The 14,859-nt window shown below is 61.6% G+C and carries 12 protein-coding genes and 1 pseudogene; 7 read left to right on the top strand and 6 right to left on the bottom strand.

Going from position 1 to position 14,859, the window contains the following annotated elements:
- Nucleotides 1-12: 12 nt before the first annotated feature.
- The 3 genes from B5G34_RS14900 to B5G34_RS14890 are packed head-to-tail and all read left to right on the top strand — an operon-like array spanning nucleotide 13 to nucleotide 3,519.
- Complete coding sequence (locus tag B5G34_RS14900; protein ID WP_087339283.1) at nucleotides 13-891, top strand: hypothetical protein; 879 nt, start codon at nucleotides 13-15, stop codon at nucleotides 889-891.
- Nucleotides 888-2,195, top strand: a complete 1,308-nt coding sequence (locus tag B5G34_RS14895) for an NCS2 family permease (RefSeq protein ID WP_087339278.1) — start codon at nucleotides 888-890, stop codon at nucleotides 2,193-2,195. Before B5G34_RS14900 ends, B5G34_RS14895 begins: the two co-directional genes overlap by 4 nt.
- A gap of 13 nt (nucleotides 2,196-2,208) precedes the next feature.
- The gene (locus B5G34_RS14890) at nucleotides 2,209-3,519 is read left to right on the top strand and encodes an NCS2 family permease (RefSeq protein WP_087339275.1); all 1,311 of its coding nucleotides are present in this window, start codon (nucleotides 2,209-2,211) and stop codon (nucleotides 3,517-3,519) included.
- Between the two features lie 63 nt (nucleotides 3,520-3,582).
- Here the strand turns inward: B5G34_RS14890 and B5G34_RS14885 are convergent, their stop codons facing one another.
- From B5G34_RS14885 to B5G34_RS14875, 3 genes are all read right to left on the bottom strand, one after another.
- Nucleotides 3,583-4,845 carry a GHKL domain-containing protein gene (locus tag B5G34_RS14885; protein ID WP_087339271.1) on the bottom strand — a complete coding sequence of 421 codons (1,263 nt, stop codon included), beginning with the start codon at nucleotides 4,843-4,845 and terminating at the stop codon, nucleotides 3,583-3,585.
- A 78-nt stretch (nucleotides 4,846-4,923) separates the two neighbouring features.
- Nucleotides 4,924-6,201, bottom strand: a complete 1,278-nt coding sequence (locus tag B5G34_RS14880; RefSeq protein WP_162609495.1) for an ATP-binding protein — start codon at nucleotides 6,199-6,201, stop codon at nucleotides 4,924-4,926.
- Nucleotides 6,202-6,210: 9 nt separating this feature from the next.
- Nucleotides 6,211-6,939 (bottom strand): LytTR family DNA-binding domain-containing protein, encoded by a 729-nt coding sequence (locus B5G34_RS14875; RefSeq protein ID WP_087339264.1) that lies wholly within the window; start codon nucleotides 6,937-6,939, stop codon nucleotides 6,211-6,213.
- A 252-nt stretch (nucleotides 6,940-7,191) separates the two neighbouring features.
- Here B5G34_RS14875 and B5G34_RS14870 point away from each other — a divergent pair, with 252 nt between their 5' ends.
- The 4 genes from B5G34_RS14870 (at nucleotide 7,192) to pyk (ending at nucleotide 10,235) form a co-directional block, all read left to right on the top strand.
- Nucleotides 7,192-7,800: a TetR/AcrR family transcriptional regulator gene (locus tag B5G34_RS14870; protein ID WP_087339261.1), complete on the top strand. Its 609-nt coding sequence runs from the start codon at nucleotides 7,192-7,194 to the stop codon at nucleotides 7,798-7,800.
- A 176-nt stretch (nucleotides 7,801-7,976) separates the two neighbouring features.
- Entirely contained in the window at nucleotides 7,977-8,462 is a 486-nt protein-coding gene (locus B5G34_RS14865) for a hypothetical protein (protein ID WP_087339258.1), read from the top strand.
- A gap of 10 nt (nucleotides 8,463-8,472) precedes the next feature.
- Complete coding sequence (locus B5G34_RS18955; RefSeq protein WP_204245959.1) at nucleotides 8,473-8,649, top strand: hypothetical protein; 177 nt, start codon at nucleotides 8,473-8,475, stop codon at nucleotides 8,647-8,649.
- Nucleotides 8,650-8,801: 152 nt separating this feature from the next.
- A complete protein-coding gene (pyk, locus tag B5G34_RS14860) occupies nucleotides 8,802-10,235 on the top strand; it encodes a pyruvate kinase (protein ID WP_087339255.1) in 1,434 nt (477 codons plus the stop codon).
- A 54-nt stretch (nucleotides 10,236-10,289) separates the two neighbouring features.
- Here the strand turns inward: pyk and B5G34_RS14855 are convergent, their stop codons facing one another.
- From B5G34_RS14855 to B5G34_RS14845, 3 genes and pseudogenes are all read right to left on the bottom strand, one after another.
- Entirely contained in the window at nucleotides 10,290-12,734 is a 2,445-nt protein-coding gene (locus B5G34_RS14855; RefSeq protein WP_087339253.1) for a transglutaminase domain-containing protein, read from the bottom strand.
- A gap of 1 nt (nucleotide 12,735) precedes the next feature.
- Complete coding sequence (locus tag B5G34_RS14850; protein ID WP_087339250.1) at nucleotides 12,736-14,097, bottom strand: hypothetical protein; 1,362 nt, start codon at nucleotides 14,095-14,097, stop codon at nucleotides 12,736-12,738.
- A 66-nt stretch (nucleotides 14,098-14,163) separates the two neighbouring features.
- Nucleotides 14,164-14,850: pseudogene (locus B5G34_RS14845) on the bottom strand (ABC transporter ATP-binding protein); the annotation flags it as partial.
- Nucleotides 14,851-14,859: the final 9 nt, after the last annotated feature.

Here is a 14,859-nt window from a genome sequence, read left to right as displayed (position 1 = left end):
GGAGGAATTGCGATGGAGACGGATTATGGAATCGAACGCAGACTGGCCCAGTGTGCGCCGGAGCTTCACAGCCGGTACCGGGACTGTGTGGTGATCTCCCAACGGATGCTCTGCCGGTATGAGAACTACTTTCCCGACTTTACCGACCACACGGTGCTCCACACCCTGGATATCCTGAATCTGTGTAATCAGCTCATCGGCAGCCAGATGGAGCGTCTCACCCCGGAGGATCTCTATGTGCTGCTGATGGGGGCCCTCTTTCATGATGTGGGTATGGGGGTGTCCACGGCGGACTTTGAGCAGTTCCGGGCGGTGCTGGGTTTTCCGGAGCCGGCGGATGACACCGCCCGGGCCTGGGCGGTGCGGGATCACCATCAGGAGCTGTCCGGCCTGTATCTGGAAAAATATTGGCAGATGCTGGATTTCCCCAACGAGGCCTATGCCAGGGCAGTCATCCAGGTCTGCCGGGGCCATCGGAAGACCGATCTTATGGATCAGAGGGAGTATCCGCCCCAGTTCGAGGTGGAGCCGGGCAAGACGGTGAGCCTGCCCTATCTGGCGGCCCTGCTCTGCCTGGCGGACGAGCTGGATATCGCCGCTGAGCGCAATGTCAGCTTCCTGTATGACGTGGAGCATATGCCCAGCCCCAGGGACCGCCGGGAATTCCGCAAGCATATGGCCATCCACCGGGTGGAGCTGCAGGAGGACCGGGTGGTGGTCCACGCCTGGGCGGAGGACCCGGACATCCGGGCGGGAGTGGAGGAAGTGACCGACAAGCTGCGGGACAAGCTGCTGATGTGCCGCCGGGTGGCGGCGGAGCGCTCTTCCTTTGTCATTCTCCAGGCCGATGTGGTGCTGCGCATGGAAAAACCGAAGGAGGGCGGCGTATGAAGCTACTGGAGCGGATGTTTCACCTGACCGAGCGGGGAACCACCGTCCGCCGGGAGCTGCTGGGCGCGCTGACCTCCTTTTTCTCGGTGGCCTATATTCTGTTTGTCACCCCCAGCTATCTGTCCCAGACCGGCATGGACTATACCGGGGTGCTGCTGGCCACCTGCCTGTCCTCCGCGCTGGCCTGTTTTCTCTCCGCCGCCTTTGACCTGCCCTTTATGCTGGCGCCTGGGGTGGGCCTCAACGCCTTCTTTACCTACACCCTCTGCCTCACCATGGGCTACACCTGGGCTCAGGCGCTGGCGGTGGTGAGCCTGTCGGGCGTGGCCTTTCTGATCATCAGCCTGACGCCCCTGCGGGACCAGATGATCTCATGTATTCCCCCCAGCATGAAGAATGCCATCAGTGCCGGACTGGGCCTGTTCATTGCCCTCATCGGACTGCTGAACTCGGGCATCGTCCGGGCGGAGGACGGGGCCCTTCTGCTGGGGGAGATCGGCGCTCCGGCCACCTTTCTGGCCATCCTGGGCCTGCTGATCACCGGCGTGCTGATGGCCTGGAAGGTGAAGGGGGCCATACTCATCGGCATTGTGGTTACCACGCTGCTGGGCTTCCCTCTGGGGGTGACCCAGGCGCCGGAATCCATGAACCTTTCCCTGGCCTCTCTGCGCCCGCTGCTGCTGTCCCCGGACTTCGGCGGGGTGCTGTCCCTGGGGGTGCTGCCCCTGGTCACCGCGGTGGTCACCTTTACCATGTGCCTGTGCTTTGACACCCTGGGGGCCCTCATCTGCATTGCCGGGGCGGGGGACCTGCTGGATAAAAAGGGGGGACTGGGCCGGTACAGCCGGGGCATGACGGCGGTGGCTCTGTCCACCGCCGCCGCCCCTCTGCTGGGCGCCCCTCCCATCGGTATCCCGGTGGAGGGCTCCACCGGCGTGGCGGACGGAGCCAGGACCGGGCTGTATACCGCCGCCACCGGGGTGCTGTTCCTGGCCTCCATTCTGCTGGCTCCCATCGCGGGTGTGATCCCGGGGGCGGCCACCTCGCCCGCCCTGGTGCTTATCGGCATGCTGATGATCCACAACGCCACCAACATCTACTGGCATCAGGTGGAGATCGCCCTGCCCTGCTTCCTCACCATGATTATGATTCCCTTTACCTATTCAGTGGCAGACGGCATCGGCGTGGGCTTTATCTCCTATACTGCCATCAGCCTGGTCAGCGGGAAGGGGAAAAAGATCCCTGTTGTTACCTACATTCTGACCATCCTGTTTGTGGCCATGTACGTTCTTTCGGCGCTGTAGGAGGTGAGGCGAGATGAACAAACTGGACGGCTTTTTCCACCTCTCTCAGCGGGGGACCACCCTGGGCAGAGAGATCCGGGGCGGATGCACCACATTCTGCTCTATGGCTTACCTGATCCTGGTCATCCCCGGCCTGCTCTCCGGGGCAGGCATGGACTTTGAGCAGGTGATGACGGCCGCCTGCCTCATTGCTGCCGTGGGCAGCATCGTGTCCGGCCTGGCGTCCAATCTGCCCTTTGCCCTGGCTCCCGGCCTGGGCTTTACGACCCTGTTTACCTACACCTTCTGTCAGAAGTACGGCTGCACCTGGCAGCAGGCTCTGGTGCTGGTGCTCCTCTCGGGCATCCTGTTCCTGATCCTCGGCCTTACCCCCCTGCGGGAGCGGCTCAACGATGCACTGCCCATGCCCTTCAAGTTTGCCCTGTCCGCCGGGGTGGGGCTCTTTCTCACCCTCTCAGGGCTCATCAACGCGGGCCTGATCACCGCCGACAACAATCTGGTGGATATGGGGACCCTGGCCGCACCGGAGCCCTTGCTGGCGCTGCTGGGTATCTTTGTAACGGCGGTGCTGGTGATGAAGAGGGTCCCGGGGGCCCTGATGCTTGGTATGGCACTGACGGTGATATTGGGGATCCCCCTGGGGGTGACCGTCCTGCCGGAAACGGTGATGACCGTACCGGAGCTGTCTCCCACCGCGCTGGAGCTGGACTTTACCGTACTTTTCACCCTGGGGCCCGCTCCTCTGTTTTCTGCCCTGCTTTCCCTGTTGATCTCCCAGTACTTTGATGCCCTGGGTACTCTTTTGGGCGTGGCGGGGGACGCCAAGCTGACGGACACCACCGGCGATCTGGCCGGGCAGCGGGAGGTCATGCTCTGCTGTGGCGCTGCCACTTGCGCCGGGGCCCTGCTGGGGGTCAGCAATGTGACCGCCATGGCGGAGTCGGCTACCGGCATCCGGGAGGGCGCCCGTACCGGCCTGGCCCCGGTGGTGACCGGCCTGCTTTTCCTGTGTATGCTGCCCTTTACCTCCCTAGCTGGAGTGGTGACCGGCGCGGCCCTGGCCGCACCCCTGGTCATGGTGGGCATGTCCATGATGAGCGGTATCACCCAAATCACCTGGAAGCATGTAGAAATCTCGCTGCCCAGCTTTCTGATGATCGTGGGGATGCCCTTTACCTTTTCCATCACCACCGGCGTCATGCTGGGCGTGGTCTCCTATGTGGTGGTGATGGTATGCCGGAAGCGGGCCCACCTCATTGATCCGGCCCTCTATTTTCTGGCCGCCGTATTTGTCCTGAACGCCGTACTGGGCGCCATCCCATAGATAGTCGGTAAAAGCAGAAAAGGGCCCCCGCAGCTTACTGCTGCGGGGGCCCTTTTGCCCTGTTTACAGCACTAACTGGAACCGGAACCAGCCGTCGGTCAGGTCAAACTGGCAGACGGCTCCATTTTTCCGGCAGAAGGCACAGATGGACTGCACGCCAAGGCCATGCCCCTCTCGTTGAGCTACCGGCAGGCCGCTGCTGTCAAAGGATACCTGGCCGGCACATGGGTTGGAAATCTCCAGCATAATGCTGGGGATACCCACCATCTTGCAGCGGATCTTCCGCCCACCCTGGGGCAGAGCAAGATTGGCGTGGATGGCATTTTCCAGTGAATTGGCCAGGACAATGGCCAATTCACCCTCGTCCGCCGGGAGTGTGTCAGGCAGGGAAATCTGTGCCTCCACAAGGATGTCCTGATTTTTGGCTTGGTCAAAATAGGAGGAAAACACCGCGTCCAGCACCGGTGGGCGGCACCAGCGGACCTCCTTCTGCTCATCCAGCCGCTTTTGGGCGGCGTCCAGAAACTCCAGCGCCGCCGCCCTGTCTCCCCGTGATACCAGTTCTGCAACTGCATGGAGCCGGTGGCGCAGGTCGTGGCGTTCCGTGCGGATGGCGTCCTCAGCCGCTTTCACCGCCTCCATGCGGCTCTGAAGCGCAGACAGCTGTAATGTGGACAGCTGTGCGCTGTGCCGGGCCTCCGCCTCCTTCCGGACGTTTGAAAATAGAAACATTAAAATGGAATAAAACCCCAACATCAGAAGCGCAATCGCCGGTTTGAGGATGCTGCTGCTCCGATTGAAGCCTACATATCCGGGGATCAGGTAGACGGCAATAATATAGTAGGTTGCCATTACCAGGCATATCAGCCACCAGCCACGGTTCAGCTCCAGCAGTATCTGGAAAAACAGGGGGCGCAGGAAGCGGATCAGAAACCAAATAACTCCGGTGCTGAGTGCCGTACAGGACAGCACCAGCACCCAGAAGCGGCTGCCAGACAGATAATAGATCAGCCCTGATATGTGGTGAATCAGCGTACAGAACAGAACGACGGAGAGCTGCTGGAAAAGCAGCCGCCACCCCCGGAACCGGCTGAGGGTGAAAAGGAGCAGGATCAGCGGGATGTGGATGGTCACGGCATAGGTCCAAAAGGCGGTATCCACATCATCCACCGCCCGGTATAGGGCAGCCACCGCCGCCATGAGCAGGAGCGTAACGATGGAAACGATGAAAATGGTGCGCCGCCGGGAATACCGGCTGTCCATAAACAGAAAGGCCATAACCATATATAACACCGTCAAATATTCCATGATGAACAGTTCTGCCATGTGTTCCGCTCCTCCAGCCAGTAGTTGCCCCAGGCTTTTTGCACTCCGTTTCCGCTGCCTGTGGCAGTGCTGTGATTTTTACAGCACCAATCGAAACCGGAACCAGCCGTCGGTCAGGTCAAACTGGCAGACGGCTCCAGTTTTCCGGCAAAAAGCGGAGATGGACTGTATTCCCAAGCCGTGGTTCTCCTTTTGAGCCATCGGCAGACCGTTGCTGTCAAAGCAGATATTGTCGGCACATGGATTGGAAATTTCCAGCATAACGCTGGGGGTTCCCACCGTCTTGCAGCGGATCTTCCGCTGCTCCCAGGGCAGCTTCAGATTGGCGTGAATGGCGTTTTCCAGTGCATTTGCAAGGACAATGGCCAATTCGCCCTCATCCACCGGGAGTGTGTCAGGCAGGGAGATCTGTGCTTCCACAAGGATGTCCTGATTTTTGGCCTGGTCAAAATAGGAGGAAAACACCGCGTCCAGCACCGGCGGGCGGCACCATTGGATGACTTTCCGCTCATCCAGCCGCTTTTGAGCGGTGTCCAGAAAGTCCAGGGCTGCGTCCCTGTCTCCCCGTGATACCAGTTCCGCGGCGGTCAGGAGCCGGTGGCGCAGGTCGTGGCGCTCGGTGCGGATGGTGTCCTCAGCCGCTTTTACCGCCTCCATGCGGCTTTGCAGGGCGGACACCTGCAGGGCAGACAGCTGAGCCTCATAACGGGCGTTGTTTTCTTGTTGTACCCGCTCAAAAAACAGATACATCAGGTAGTAGGCGACACTGGTTACGATCATCAGGCCGTAGATCAGCACGATAATCACAGGAGAATTAGCCGATTCGCTGGCGGCGTACAGCATGGCAATAAATGCGGAGAATGGGATGAGACAGAGAATTCCCCAGCTGCGATTGAGCTGGTGCAGCATTTGCTTGTATGTAACGCTGAACCGCCGCAGGATAAAGAACATCAGAAAGAAGGAAAGGGTGCGTACGGCAAAGGCATAGTATTCACAGTATTTGCTGTGCTGAAGAAGCAGTGTGGTCAGCATTTCGTTCGCCGTTCCGATGCAGCCGACGAACAGGCCGGTAATAATACTGAAAACAGCGCGAAAGCCTCGATACTGGGAGCACCAAAGTGTGACCAGAATGTAAGGAAGTGTTACGGTAAAAAAGCCAAAGCGATAATATACGTCCCAAAAATTCAGGAAAAGCAGCGCAAACAGATTGGAACCCACAATCAGCACCGCTGTGACGATCCAGCGGGTCCGCCACTTGGCCACCGGTTCCCGGAAGTTGATCAAAAGGATCACAAAGCAGCCCAAAAAGGCCTGTGAGATCCCAATATAAATGGTGTGATAAAAATCCAGGTTCAACATCATCCCTCATTCCGTCAGCCAGTAGTTGCCCCAGGCCTTCTTGAACTCCGTGGCCGCCGTCCGGGGCAGTGAAACAGCCTGACCGTTGTCCAGCAGAGCCGTTTGGCCGCTTACCCCGGTCACATGCTGGAAATTCAGCACAAAGCTGGCTCCGCACAGGCAGAAGCGCCGGTCGGCCAACAGAGGCGCGGCCATCTCCCGAAAGGAGGCCCGAATGCTTTGAGAATCCACCACATCATCGGTACAGTAATAGCGCATGCAGCGGCCTACCCGCTCCACATAGCGGATGTGCTCCAGCAGGATGCGCCGGGGGCCGTCTGCCGTGGCGACCACAATGGCGCTGTTCCGCCGCTGGTTCAGCTTCTTCACCGCCCTGTCCAACACCTGAAACAGCTTATTCTCATCCACCGGCTTGAGCAGATAGAAAAAAGCGCGGACGTCGTAGCTGTCGGCGGCGAAGTCGTTGGAGCTGGTGAGATAGATGATCTCGCCGCCTTCCCCCAGCGCCCGCAGACGGCGGCCGGTCTCAATGCCGTTAAGCTCCGGCATAAGGATATCCAGAATATAGAAGTCAAAGCCCCCTGCAACTGCCGCTTGATCCAGTAACAGACCGCCGCTTCGGAAGGTCTCCACCTGGCCCTTCAGACTGTGGCGGGACTGGAAGTAGGTTTCCAATAATTCTGCAATCTCATTGAGTTGTTTTTCTTCGTCATCACATACGGCGATCCTCAGCATGGCCGTCCTCCATCCCGCAGGGAAATGCAAATTTTACGCAAATATCAACGAATTTTGTGCATCACTTATCAAAGTTGCCAACATTTGTACAATGAAAATAGCACGGAAGCAAAAAAACGTCAAGAAGAGAATTTTTAGAGAATTGCTTGCCATCTGGGAGTTCAGCTGCGGTAAGTGAGGCTTGTATCGAACCGCTGATTATGGTAAAATAAATACAAATTATTAAGATTATTTTTATTTTGGGAGGACAGGATGCCGAAGGTCGCCTATTCAGAGGAGGAGCGGGAGCAGATCCGGGTCAAGCTGATGACCACAGCGCTGGAGCTGATGGCCAGCCAGGGGATCCAGCACACCACGGTGGAGCAGGTCTACACCGCGGTGGGGATTTCGCGCACCTTTTTTTACACCTTCTTTGCCACCAAGGAGGACCTGATCGTGGAGTCCCTTTACCTTCAGCAATCCAAAGTCGTGGCCTATGCCCGCCGCCTGATGGAGGACCCGGCCCTCAGTTGGCGGGAGGGGGTGTGGCAGTTTCTCCACGCCTGCTGCTACGGTGAGCGCAACGGCATCGTAGTTATGACTATTGAGGAGCAGAAGCAGCTCTTCCGGCGGATGTCTCCCGAGAGCTATCAGACCTTCCGGGAGAAGCAGGCCCAGCTCTTCGGCCGGCTGCTGGAGTGCTTCGATGTTCCGGCAGATAGGGCCAACATTCAGCTGTTTACCAATCTCAGCCTGGCCATGATCATCATCCGCCATGCCATTCCGGAGAACCTGCCCATGCTGGTGCCCGAGGCGGTGGACCGCACGGTTGAGGTCCACATCAATGCCATTGTGGATTGCCTGGCGGGTATGCGCCGGTAAAAGTGTTCCGAAAATCCGTCCGAATACAACGGTTTTCCCTGGATTCAGACGGATTTCTTTTTCGAATAAATAAAGATGAAATGGCAAATTTATCTTTATTTCTTTGTGCAGGGCATTGCGGTCCGCCAACAGGACGGAGCGAGCCACATACAATCATCATACAGGAGGAAGCAGGTATGGGTATTTTCAGCAAGCTGTTCAAGGGTCCGGAAGTGGACATGGAGAAGAGCAACGCCAACGCCAGAAAAATGCGGCTGCTCTTTGACCAGGTGGTGGAGAACGGCGGGGATTACCGGATCATCTTCGGCTATACCGAGGACGTGGCCCGGTTCAACTACGGTTTTGTCCACGGCAGCAAAACCAAAATCGGGAATCTGATCGTGGGATGGAATGAAGCTGACCAGACCATCGTGGTGGTGCCCACGGTGCCCGATCTCTCCGGCTGCGGTGACCCCACCTACTATCGCCGGTCCGAGATTTTGAAGGCTTACCGCAATAAATACCCCACCGACGCATTTATCATCTATCCGGACAAAAAGAGCTACATCGGCATCAACGCCTACGACTGGCTGGAGGACGAGAGTCTGTACGTCTATGTGTCCCAGGAGGGTGAGCTGGCGGCCTTTACCCAGTTCTTTATGAATCAGTTTGCCAAGAAGTGAGGGGTATGACATGTCCTTAGGCGCCATAGGGGCCTTTCTGGTGGTCCTGCTTGTGGTATTTGTGGTGGGCAACCTGTGGTTTCATTTTGTGGAGGGGGTGCTGGAGCGGATCAAGGGCGTGTTCCGGGGACGCAGAGAACCCCCGGCATGGCATCCCCTGCCTCCGGAGCAGGAGGACGACAAATAAGGAAGAACCCCGGCGCCGCTGGTACAGTCCACGGCGCCGGGGTTTTCGCGGTAGGATAAAAAATCCATCTTTCCCAAACAGGTGAAATCGGGTATAATAAATCTATGTGGTCCCGGAGATAACAAGGAACCGTGTTGTGATGGAGGTAGCATATGAGAAAGACAAAAATCATCTGTACCCTTGGCCCGGCGGTGGACGACGAGGAGACCCTGCGCAAGCTGATCCTGGGCGGTATGAACGCGGCCCGCTTCAACTTCTCCCATGGTACCCATGAGAGCCACCTGGCCCAGCTCACCAAGCTCAAGCGTGTGCGGGACAATCTGGGCGCCCCGGTTGCCACCATCCTGGACACCAAGGGCCCTGAGATCCGGGTCAAAACCTTTGAGAACAGCCCGGTGACCCTGGAGTGGGGGCAGACCTTCGTGCTGTGTACCGACGACGTGCCCGGCGACCAGAACCAGGTCTCGGTGACCTATCAGAACCTGCATAACGAGGTGGGCCCCGGCTGCCGTATCCTGGTGGACGATGGCCTCATCGAGCTGAAGGTGGAGCGCATTGAGGGCAAGCGCGTGGTGTGCCAGGTGGAGAACGGCGGCCCCCTGTCCAGCAACAAGTCCATCAACATCCCCGACGTACATATCCATCTGCCCTCCCTTACCGATAAAGACCGGGAGGACATCAGGTTCGCGGTGGAGAACGACTTTGACTTCATTGCCGCCTCCTTTGTCCGCAAGGCCAGCGACGTGGAGGACATCCGGGCTGAGCTGCGCAAGTACGAGGGCGGGGAGAAGGTCAACATCATCGCCAAGATCGAGAACCGGGAGGGCGTGGACAACATCGACGCCATCATCGACGCCTCCGACGGCATTATGGTGGCCCGGGGCGACCTGGGGGTGGAGATCCCCGCCCATGAGGTGCCCATCCTCCAGAAGCAGATGATCAAGGCGGCCACCCGGAAGGGTCTGCCCGTTATTACCGCCACTCAGATGCTGGACTCCATGATCCGCAACCCCCGTCCCACCCGGGCGGAGGTGTCCGACGTGGCCAACGCCGTGTTTGACGGCACCTCCTGCGTCATGCTCTCCGGGGAGACCGCCTCGGGCAAGTATCCCCTGGAGGCCCTGGAGACCATGGTGGCAACCGTCACTGCCGCCGAGGAGGCCACCGACTACTGGAGACGCTTCCGGGAAAGCAATCTGCTGCCTGAGATCGGCGGCATCAGCGACGGCATTACCCACACCTGCTGTCTGACCGCCATGGACCTGAAGGCGGCCGCCATCCTGGCCCCCACCAAGTCGGGCTACACTGCCAAGGTGATCTCCCGCTTCCGCCCCGGCTGCAACATCATCTCCCTCAGCCAGAGCGAGTCCACCCGGCGGCAGCTGGCCATCTCCTGGGGCGTGCACCCCGTTCTGTCCGGCGAGGTGGATTCCACCGACCGCATGTTCTCCCTGGCGGTGGACGTGGCCCGGAAGGAGGGCCTGGTCAAACCGGGAGACACGGTGGTCATCACCGCAGGCGTGCCCCTGGGCAAGTCGGGCACCACCAACCTCATCAAGGCCCAGGTGGTGGAGGAAGGCTTCTGACAATGAGACCAAAAAGATCCCGCTGTGTATCAAACACAGCGGGATCTTTTGTTATCAGCACTGCCCGGTCAGATGGGCGGCAATGCGGGTGAGCAGCTCCACCGAGCCTACATGGTAGCCGCTGACGCCGTAGACAGCCTGGCCCTGTCCGTTGCACACCACCGCCAGCGGGGGACGGTCGGGGTCGCAGGCCAGATGGCGGGCGGCGGTCTCCAGATCAAAGGCCCAGTCGTCCAGCAGCACCTGGATGTCCGGCCAGTCCTGAAGCACCCCGGCCATGGTGCGCTGGTTCAGGCTCTCCCGGCTGCGCACCAGGAACACCAGATTCACCGGCAGGGCCCGGAGGGCATCCTTGCCGGCGGCCAGTTCATTGAGCACGTGCTCGGTGGGCTCGTTGCCCTCCTCCATCCAGAACAGCAGGGAGGGGCGGCCATCCAGACGGCAGAAGTCGGGGACCTCTCTGCCGTCCAGGGTGCGGGCGGACATGGGGGGCATATCCTGGCAGCCCAACAGGTCCTCCAGAGCGTAGGACCGCAGCCGCAAATCGGAGGCAATGGTCTCCCCGGCCTTCACCAGTACCACCCGGCTGGAGGCAAACTGGTTGCCGTTGGGCATGCGCACCGAGGTGGTGAGCCGGTACTGCCCGGCGGGGAGGGAGAGGGTGCGCACGCCCTCCTGCCAGCCCTTGTCGGAGAGCTGGAGCAGCTGCCAGCCGCCGCCATTCCACAGGGACAGAGACCAGTTCTGCCGGTACAGGGGGTTCTGGCCCTCCTGACACTGGAGCTCCAGCTTGCCCTCCGCCTGGGGATAGAGGGGACGGAAGGAACCGTCCTGCCAGAACTCCGGCATGCCGTCCAGCTTCCGAAGGCGGGCGGGTACACCCAGGGTACGCAGCAGGGCTACGTACAGGATGCGCAGGCTGCGCTCATCGCACCGCCCGGCCTGCCATGCCTCCACGGGGGGCCACACCAGGCCGGTGATCTGTCCGGCGTACACCCGGGACAGGCGGGTTTCCATCCGGCGGCACAGGGCGTCCCACAGGGCGGCGGGGTTGGTCCGATAGGCCTCCTGCTCTGCAGGGGTAAGGGCCTGGCTCAGGGTTTGCCGCCAGGGGGTAAGGAGCTCCAGCTCGATGCGGGGGCAGAGCACCCAGGCGGTGTACACCTCCTGGGGCAGCTCCGGCATGAGAGGGGTATGGGACAGATGGTCGTTCAGCACGTCCTCGGTCACGTCACGCAGGTCCTTCTGGGTGAGGGAGCGGAGGATGGCCTCCCGGCGGGGGTCGTCGTCCTCAGCCAGGAAGGAGGCAATGAGGGCGCTGTTGCCCCGGGCGGCCTTGATGAGGTCCCGCCAGGACGCGGGCACCTGGGCGGAGCAGTCCAGAGCGTCCAGCTTGCCCTCCCGGTGGGCGGTACCGGCGGTCAGCACGGCGGCCCGGTCTGCCTTCTGCCCGGCGGTGAGCAGGGCGGGGTGGATAGGGGCGTCCTTGGGAGCCGTCATGGTAAAGTCCTGCCAGCCGGTGTCGGCCTGGCTGTGCCGCTCCAGGGTCAGGGTGAGGGCGGGGCCGGAACAGTCTGCCTCCGCCGTCAGGCCGTCCAGCTGGGCCAGCACATGAAAATCTCCTAACCCCAGCTCCGCCCGGGCCACGCCCTGTTCATCAGCGGTAAGCGTGGCGATGGTGTGGAAGCTGGCCTCGTTGAGGACCTGGATGTGGACCGTGGCCCCGGCGGCGGGGAGACCCTCCCGCAGGACCTGGAAGGTATAGGCCTGGGTGTGGGCGTAGCGGCTGGTCTGATTGTACCAGCACACCGCCCCGGTGCGGCCCAGCAGGGTACCGTGGAGGGGGGAGGTGCCCACGCCGAACAGCCGGGAGTGGACCAGAATGGCCCGGGAGGCGGCGGTGTTGAACCAGCCCCGGTCCAGGATGGGCTCGGGCTCGCAGGCCCCCAGGAAGCGCCACTGGCCGTTGCACAGGGCCTCCACCCAGGCGTGGTTGTCGTCGCAGTGGGCCCAGCGGGGGGAGTAGACCTGCCGGGCGGCGATGCCCACGCTGCGCAGGGCGGACACCAGGAAGGCCGACTCCTCGCCGCACCGGCCGCTGCCATTGCGGAAGACGGTGAGGGGGGAGGCGGTGCGGTCGTCCTGGAACTGATAGGAGGCCTCCTCATGGCACCAGCGGTTGACCTCCAGCACCATCTCCTCCTGGGAGGGGAGGGCGGCGATCCGCTCCCACAGGGCGTCGTGGAAGAGAGGGCGGTGGAAGGACAGATCTTCGTCGTTGACCCGGGGGAAGAGGACGTAGTGGAGGAAGATCTCCTCGTCCAGCGCCTGGCACCAGGGGGCCTGCTGCCGCAGGGCCAGGGCGTGGTCAACGAACTGGAGGAAGAGGGAGAAGGGGTAGCAGTCCAGGTCGCTCTCGGGCAGATGGGTCAGCAGGAACTCCATGGCCTGCCGGCGCTCCGGGGAGAGAGATTCCAGTTGGGTATTCCAGTGTTCCATCTTAAACCTCCTGGGCGCAGCCCTTGCACAGTTCATACAGGGTGGTGACGCCGGCGCCGGTGGCGCCCTTGGTCTGGTACTCGAACCGGGGGGAGTCCACCCAGGCGGTGCCGGCGATGTCGATGTGGATCCAGGGCTTGTCCTCGGCAAAGGCCCCGATGAACAGCCCGGCGGTGATGGTGCCGCAGCCGTCGCTGGAGGTGTTGGACAGGTCGGCCAGAGGGCTTTCGATCATCTTCCGGTACTCCGGGAAGGTGGGCAGGGGCCAGTATTGCTCCCCGCTGCGGCCGTAGGCGGCCCGGAACGCGTCGGAGAAAGCCTCGTCGTTGGACAGGTATCCGGCGGTGGTGAAGCCGAACATACCCACCACAGCGCCGGTGAGGGTGGCGATGTCCACCAGCTTGGCGGCGTGCTCCTGCCGGATGGCGTAGGTCACCGCGTCGGCCAGGATCAGGCGGCCCTCGGCGTCGGTGTTGCCCACCTCGATGGTCTTGCCCGACATGGAGCCGATGACGTCGCCGGGGATGTAGCTGTCGGGGGAGATGCGGTTCTCCACCGAGGGAATGACGGCGGTGACGTTCACCGGCACATGGTTGGCCGCCAGGGCCAGCACCGCGCCGAAGACGGCGGCGGCCCCCGCCATGTCGCCCTTGATGCCCTTCATGGAGGAGGCGGCCTTCAGGCAATAGCCGCCGGTGTCGCAGGTGACGCCCTTGCCTACCAGACAGATGGGATCGGCGTCGCCGCCGCCCCGGTAGCGCAGCACGATGAGGCGGGGGGGATGGAGGGCGCTGCTCCCCACGGTGAGGAAGGCCTCCATGCCCAGAGCGCGGGCCTCGTTCTCGTCCAGCACCTGGCATTCGATGCCCAGGGCTTCGGCCTCACGGGTCATCTCAGCCGCCATGTCGGCGGGGGTCAGCTTGTTGGCGGGGCAGTTCACCAGATCCCGGGCCAGGCAGATGGACCGGGTGACGGCCGCTGTCTCCTGAAGGGTCTGGTCCAGCCCGGCGCAGTCGCCGTCCAGCCAGAGGGTAATGGGTTCCCTGGGGGCGGCGGCGAAGGTGGGGGCCTCGTGGAGGGCCAGCTCCGCCCCCTGGGCCAGAGCGGCCCCGGCGGCGGGGCCCAGGATGGGCAGCAGGGCGGCGGCGTCCAGCACGCCGGTCTTGCCCCCCAGGTCCTTCATGGTCTTGACCGCCTTGGCCGCGGCCCGGCGGAGCCCCTCCGGGGTGAGAGCCTTAGAATCGCCTACATGGACGGTCCAGGCGCAGGGCCCGTCACCGGGGGTGAGGGTCATGGCTTTTTCGGAGTCGGATACAAAGGACAGCCGCCACTGGGCCTGCTGTCCCTGATAACGCTGGATCATGGGAGTACCTCCTATAAAAGATGCCCCGCCCGCCTAAGCGGACGGGGCTGTATGGTGTGCTTGGCGTCAGCCTACCTGATGACAGGCCACGAAATGGCCGGGGGCCACTTCCTTGAACTCCGGGCTCTCCTGGCGGCAGCGGTCGGTGGCGTAGGGGCAGCGGCCGGCGAACCGGCAGCCGGGGCCCAGATTCACCGGGCTGGGGATACTGCCGTGGAGCATAATGCGCTGATGGCTGTTTTCCAGATCGGGGTCGGCCAGGGGGATGGCGGAGAACATGGCCTGGGTGTAGGGGTGGAGGGGATGGGCAAAGATCTCATCGCTGGTGGTCAGTTCCACCAGACTGCCCAGGTACATGACGCCCACCCGGTCGGAGATGTGCTTGATCATGGACAGATCGTGGGCGATGAAGAGATAGGTCAGGCCCCGCTCCTTCTGCAGGTCCTGGAACAGGTTGATGACCTGGGCCTGGATGGACACGTCCAGGGCGGAGATGGGCTCGTCGGCGATGATGAAGTCGGGGTTGAGGGCCAGGGCCCGGGCGATACCAACACGCTGGCGCTGACCGCCGGAGAACTCGTGGGGGAAGCGGTTGGCGTGCTCCTGCTGCAGGCCCACGGTCTGCAGCAGGTCGATCACCATCTGATCCCGCTCCTTGCGGCTCTTGGCCAGGCCGTGGTTGTCGATGCCCTCGGCCACAATGTCCATCACCTTCATCCGGGGATTCAGGGAGGCGTAGGGGTCCTGGAATATAGTCGGTCA

This window comes from Flavonifractor sp. An82 (assembly GCF_002159265.1).
Classification (GTDB): Bacteria; Bacillota; Clostridia; order Oscillospirales; family Oscillospiraceae; genus Flavonifractor.
The sequence above is the reverse complement of the archived record's forward strand: the minus strand, read 5'-3'. Positions and strand labels throughout refer to the sequence as shown.

Bases quoted from the DNA above. Each gene is read 5' to 3' on its own strand.
- B5G34_RS14900 (WP_087339283.1), top strand. From the start codon at position 13: ATGGAGACGGATTATGGAATCGAACGCAGACTGGCCCAGTGTGCGCCG.
- B5G34_RS14895 (WP_087339278.1), top strand. From the start codon at position 888: ATGAAGCTACTGGAGCGGATGTTTCACCTGACCGAGCGGGGAACCACC.
- B5G34_RS14890 (WP_087339275.1), top strand. From the start codon at position 2,209: ATGAACAAACTGGACGGCTTTTTCCACCTCTCTCAGCGGGGGACCACC.
- B5G34_RS14885 (WP_087339271.1), bottom strand. From the start codon at position 4,845: ATGGCAGAACTGTTCATCATGGAATATTTGACGGTGTTATATATGGTT.
- B5G34_RS14875 (WP_087339264.1), bottom strand. From the start codon at position 6,939: ATGCTGAGGATCGCCGTATGTGATGACGAAGAAAAACAACTCAATGAG.
- B5G34_RS14870 (WP_087339261.1), top strand. From the start codon at position 7,192: ATGCCGAAGGTCGCCTATTCAGAGGAGGAGCGGGAGCAGATCCGGGTC.
- B5G34_RS14865 (WP_087339258.1), top strand. From the start codon at position 7,977: ATGGGTATTTTCAGCAAGCTGTTCAAGGGTCCGGAAGTGGACATGGAG.
- B5G34_RS18955 (WP_204245959.1), top strand. From the start codon at position 8,473: ATGTCCTTAGGCGCCATAGGGGCCTTTCTGGTGGTCCTGCTTGTGGTA.
- pyk (WP_087339255.1), top strand. From the start codon at position 8,802: ATGAGAAAGACAAAAATCATCTGTACCCTTGGCCCGGCGGTGGACGAC.
- B5G34_RS14855 (WP_087339253.1), bottom strand. From the start codon at position 12,734: ATGGAACACTGGAATACCCAACTGGAATCTCTCTCCCCGGAGCGCCGG.
- B5G34_RS14850 (WP_087339250.1), bottom strand. From the start codon at position 14,097: ATGATCCAGCGTTATCAGGGACAGCAGGCCCAGTGGCGGCTGTCCTTT.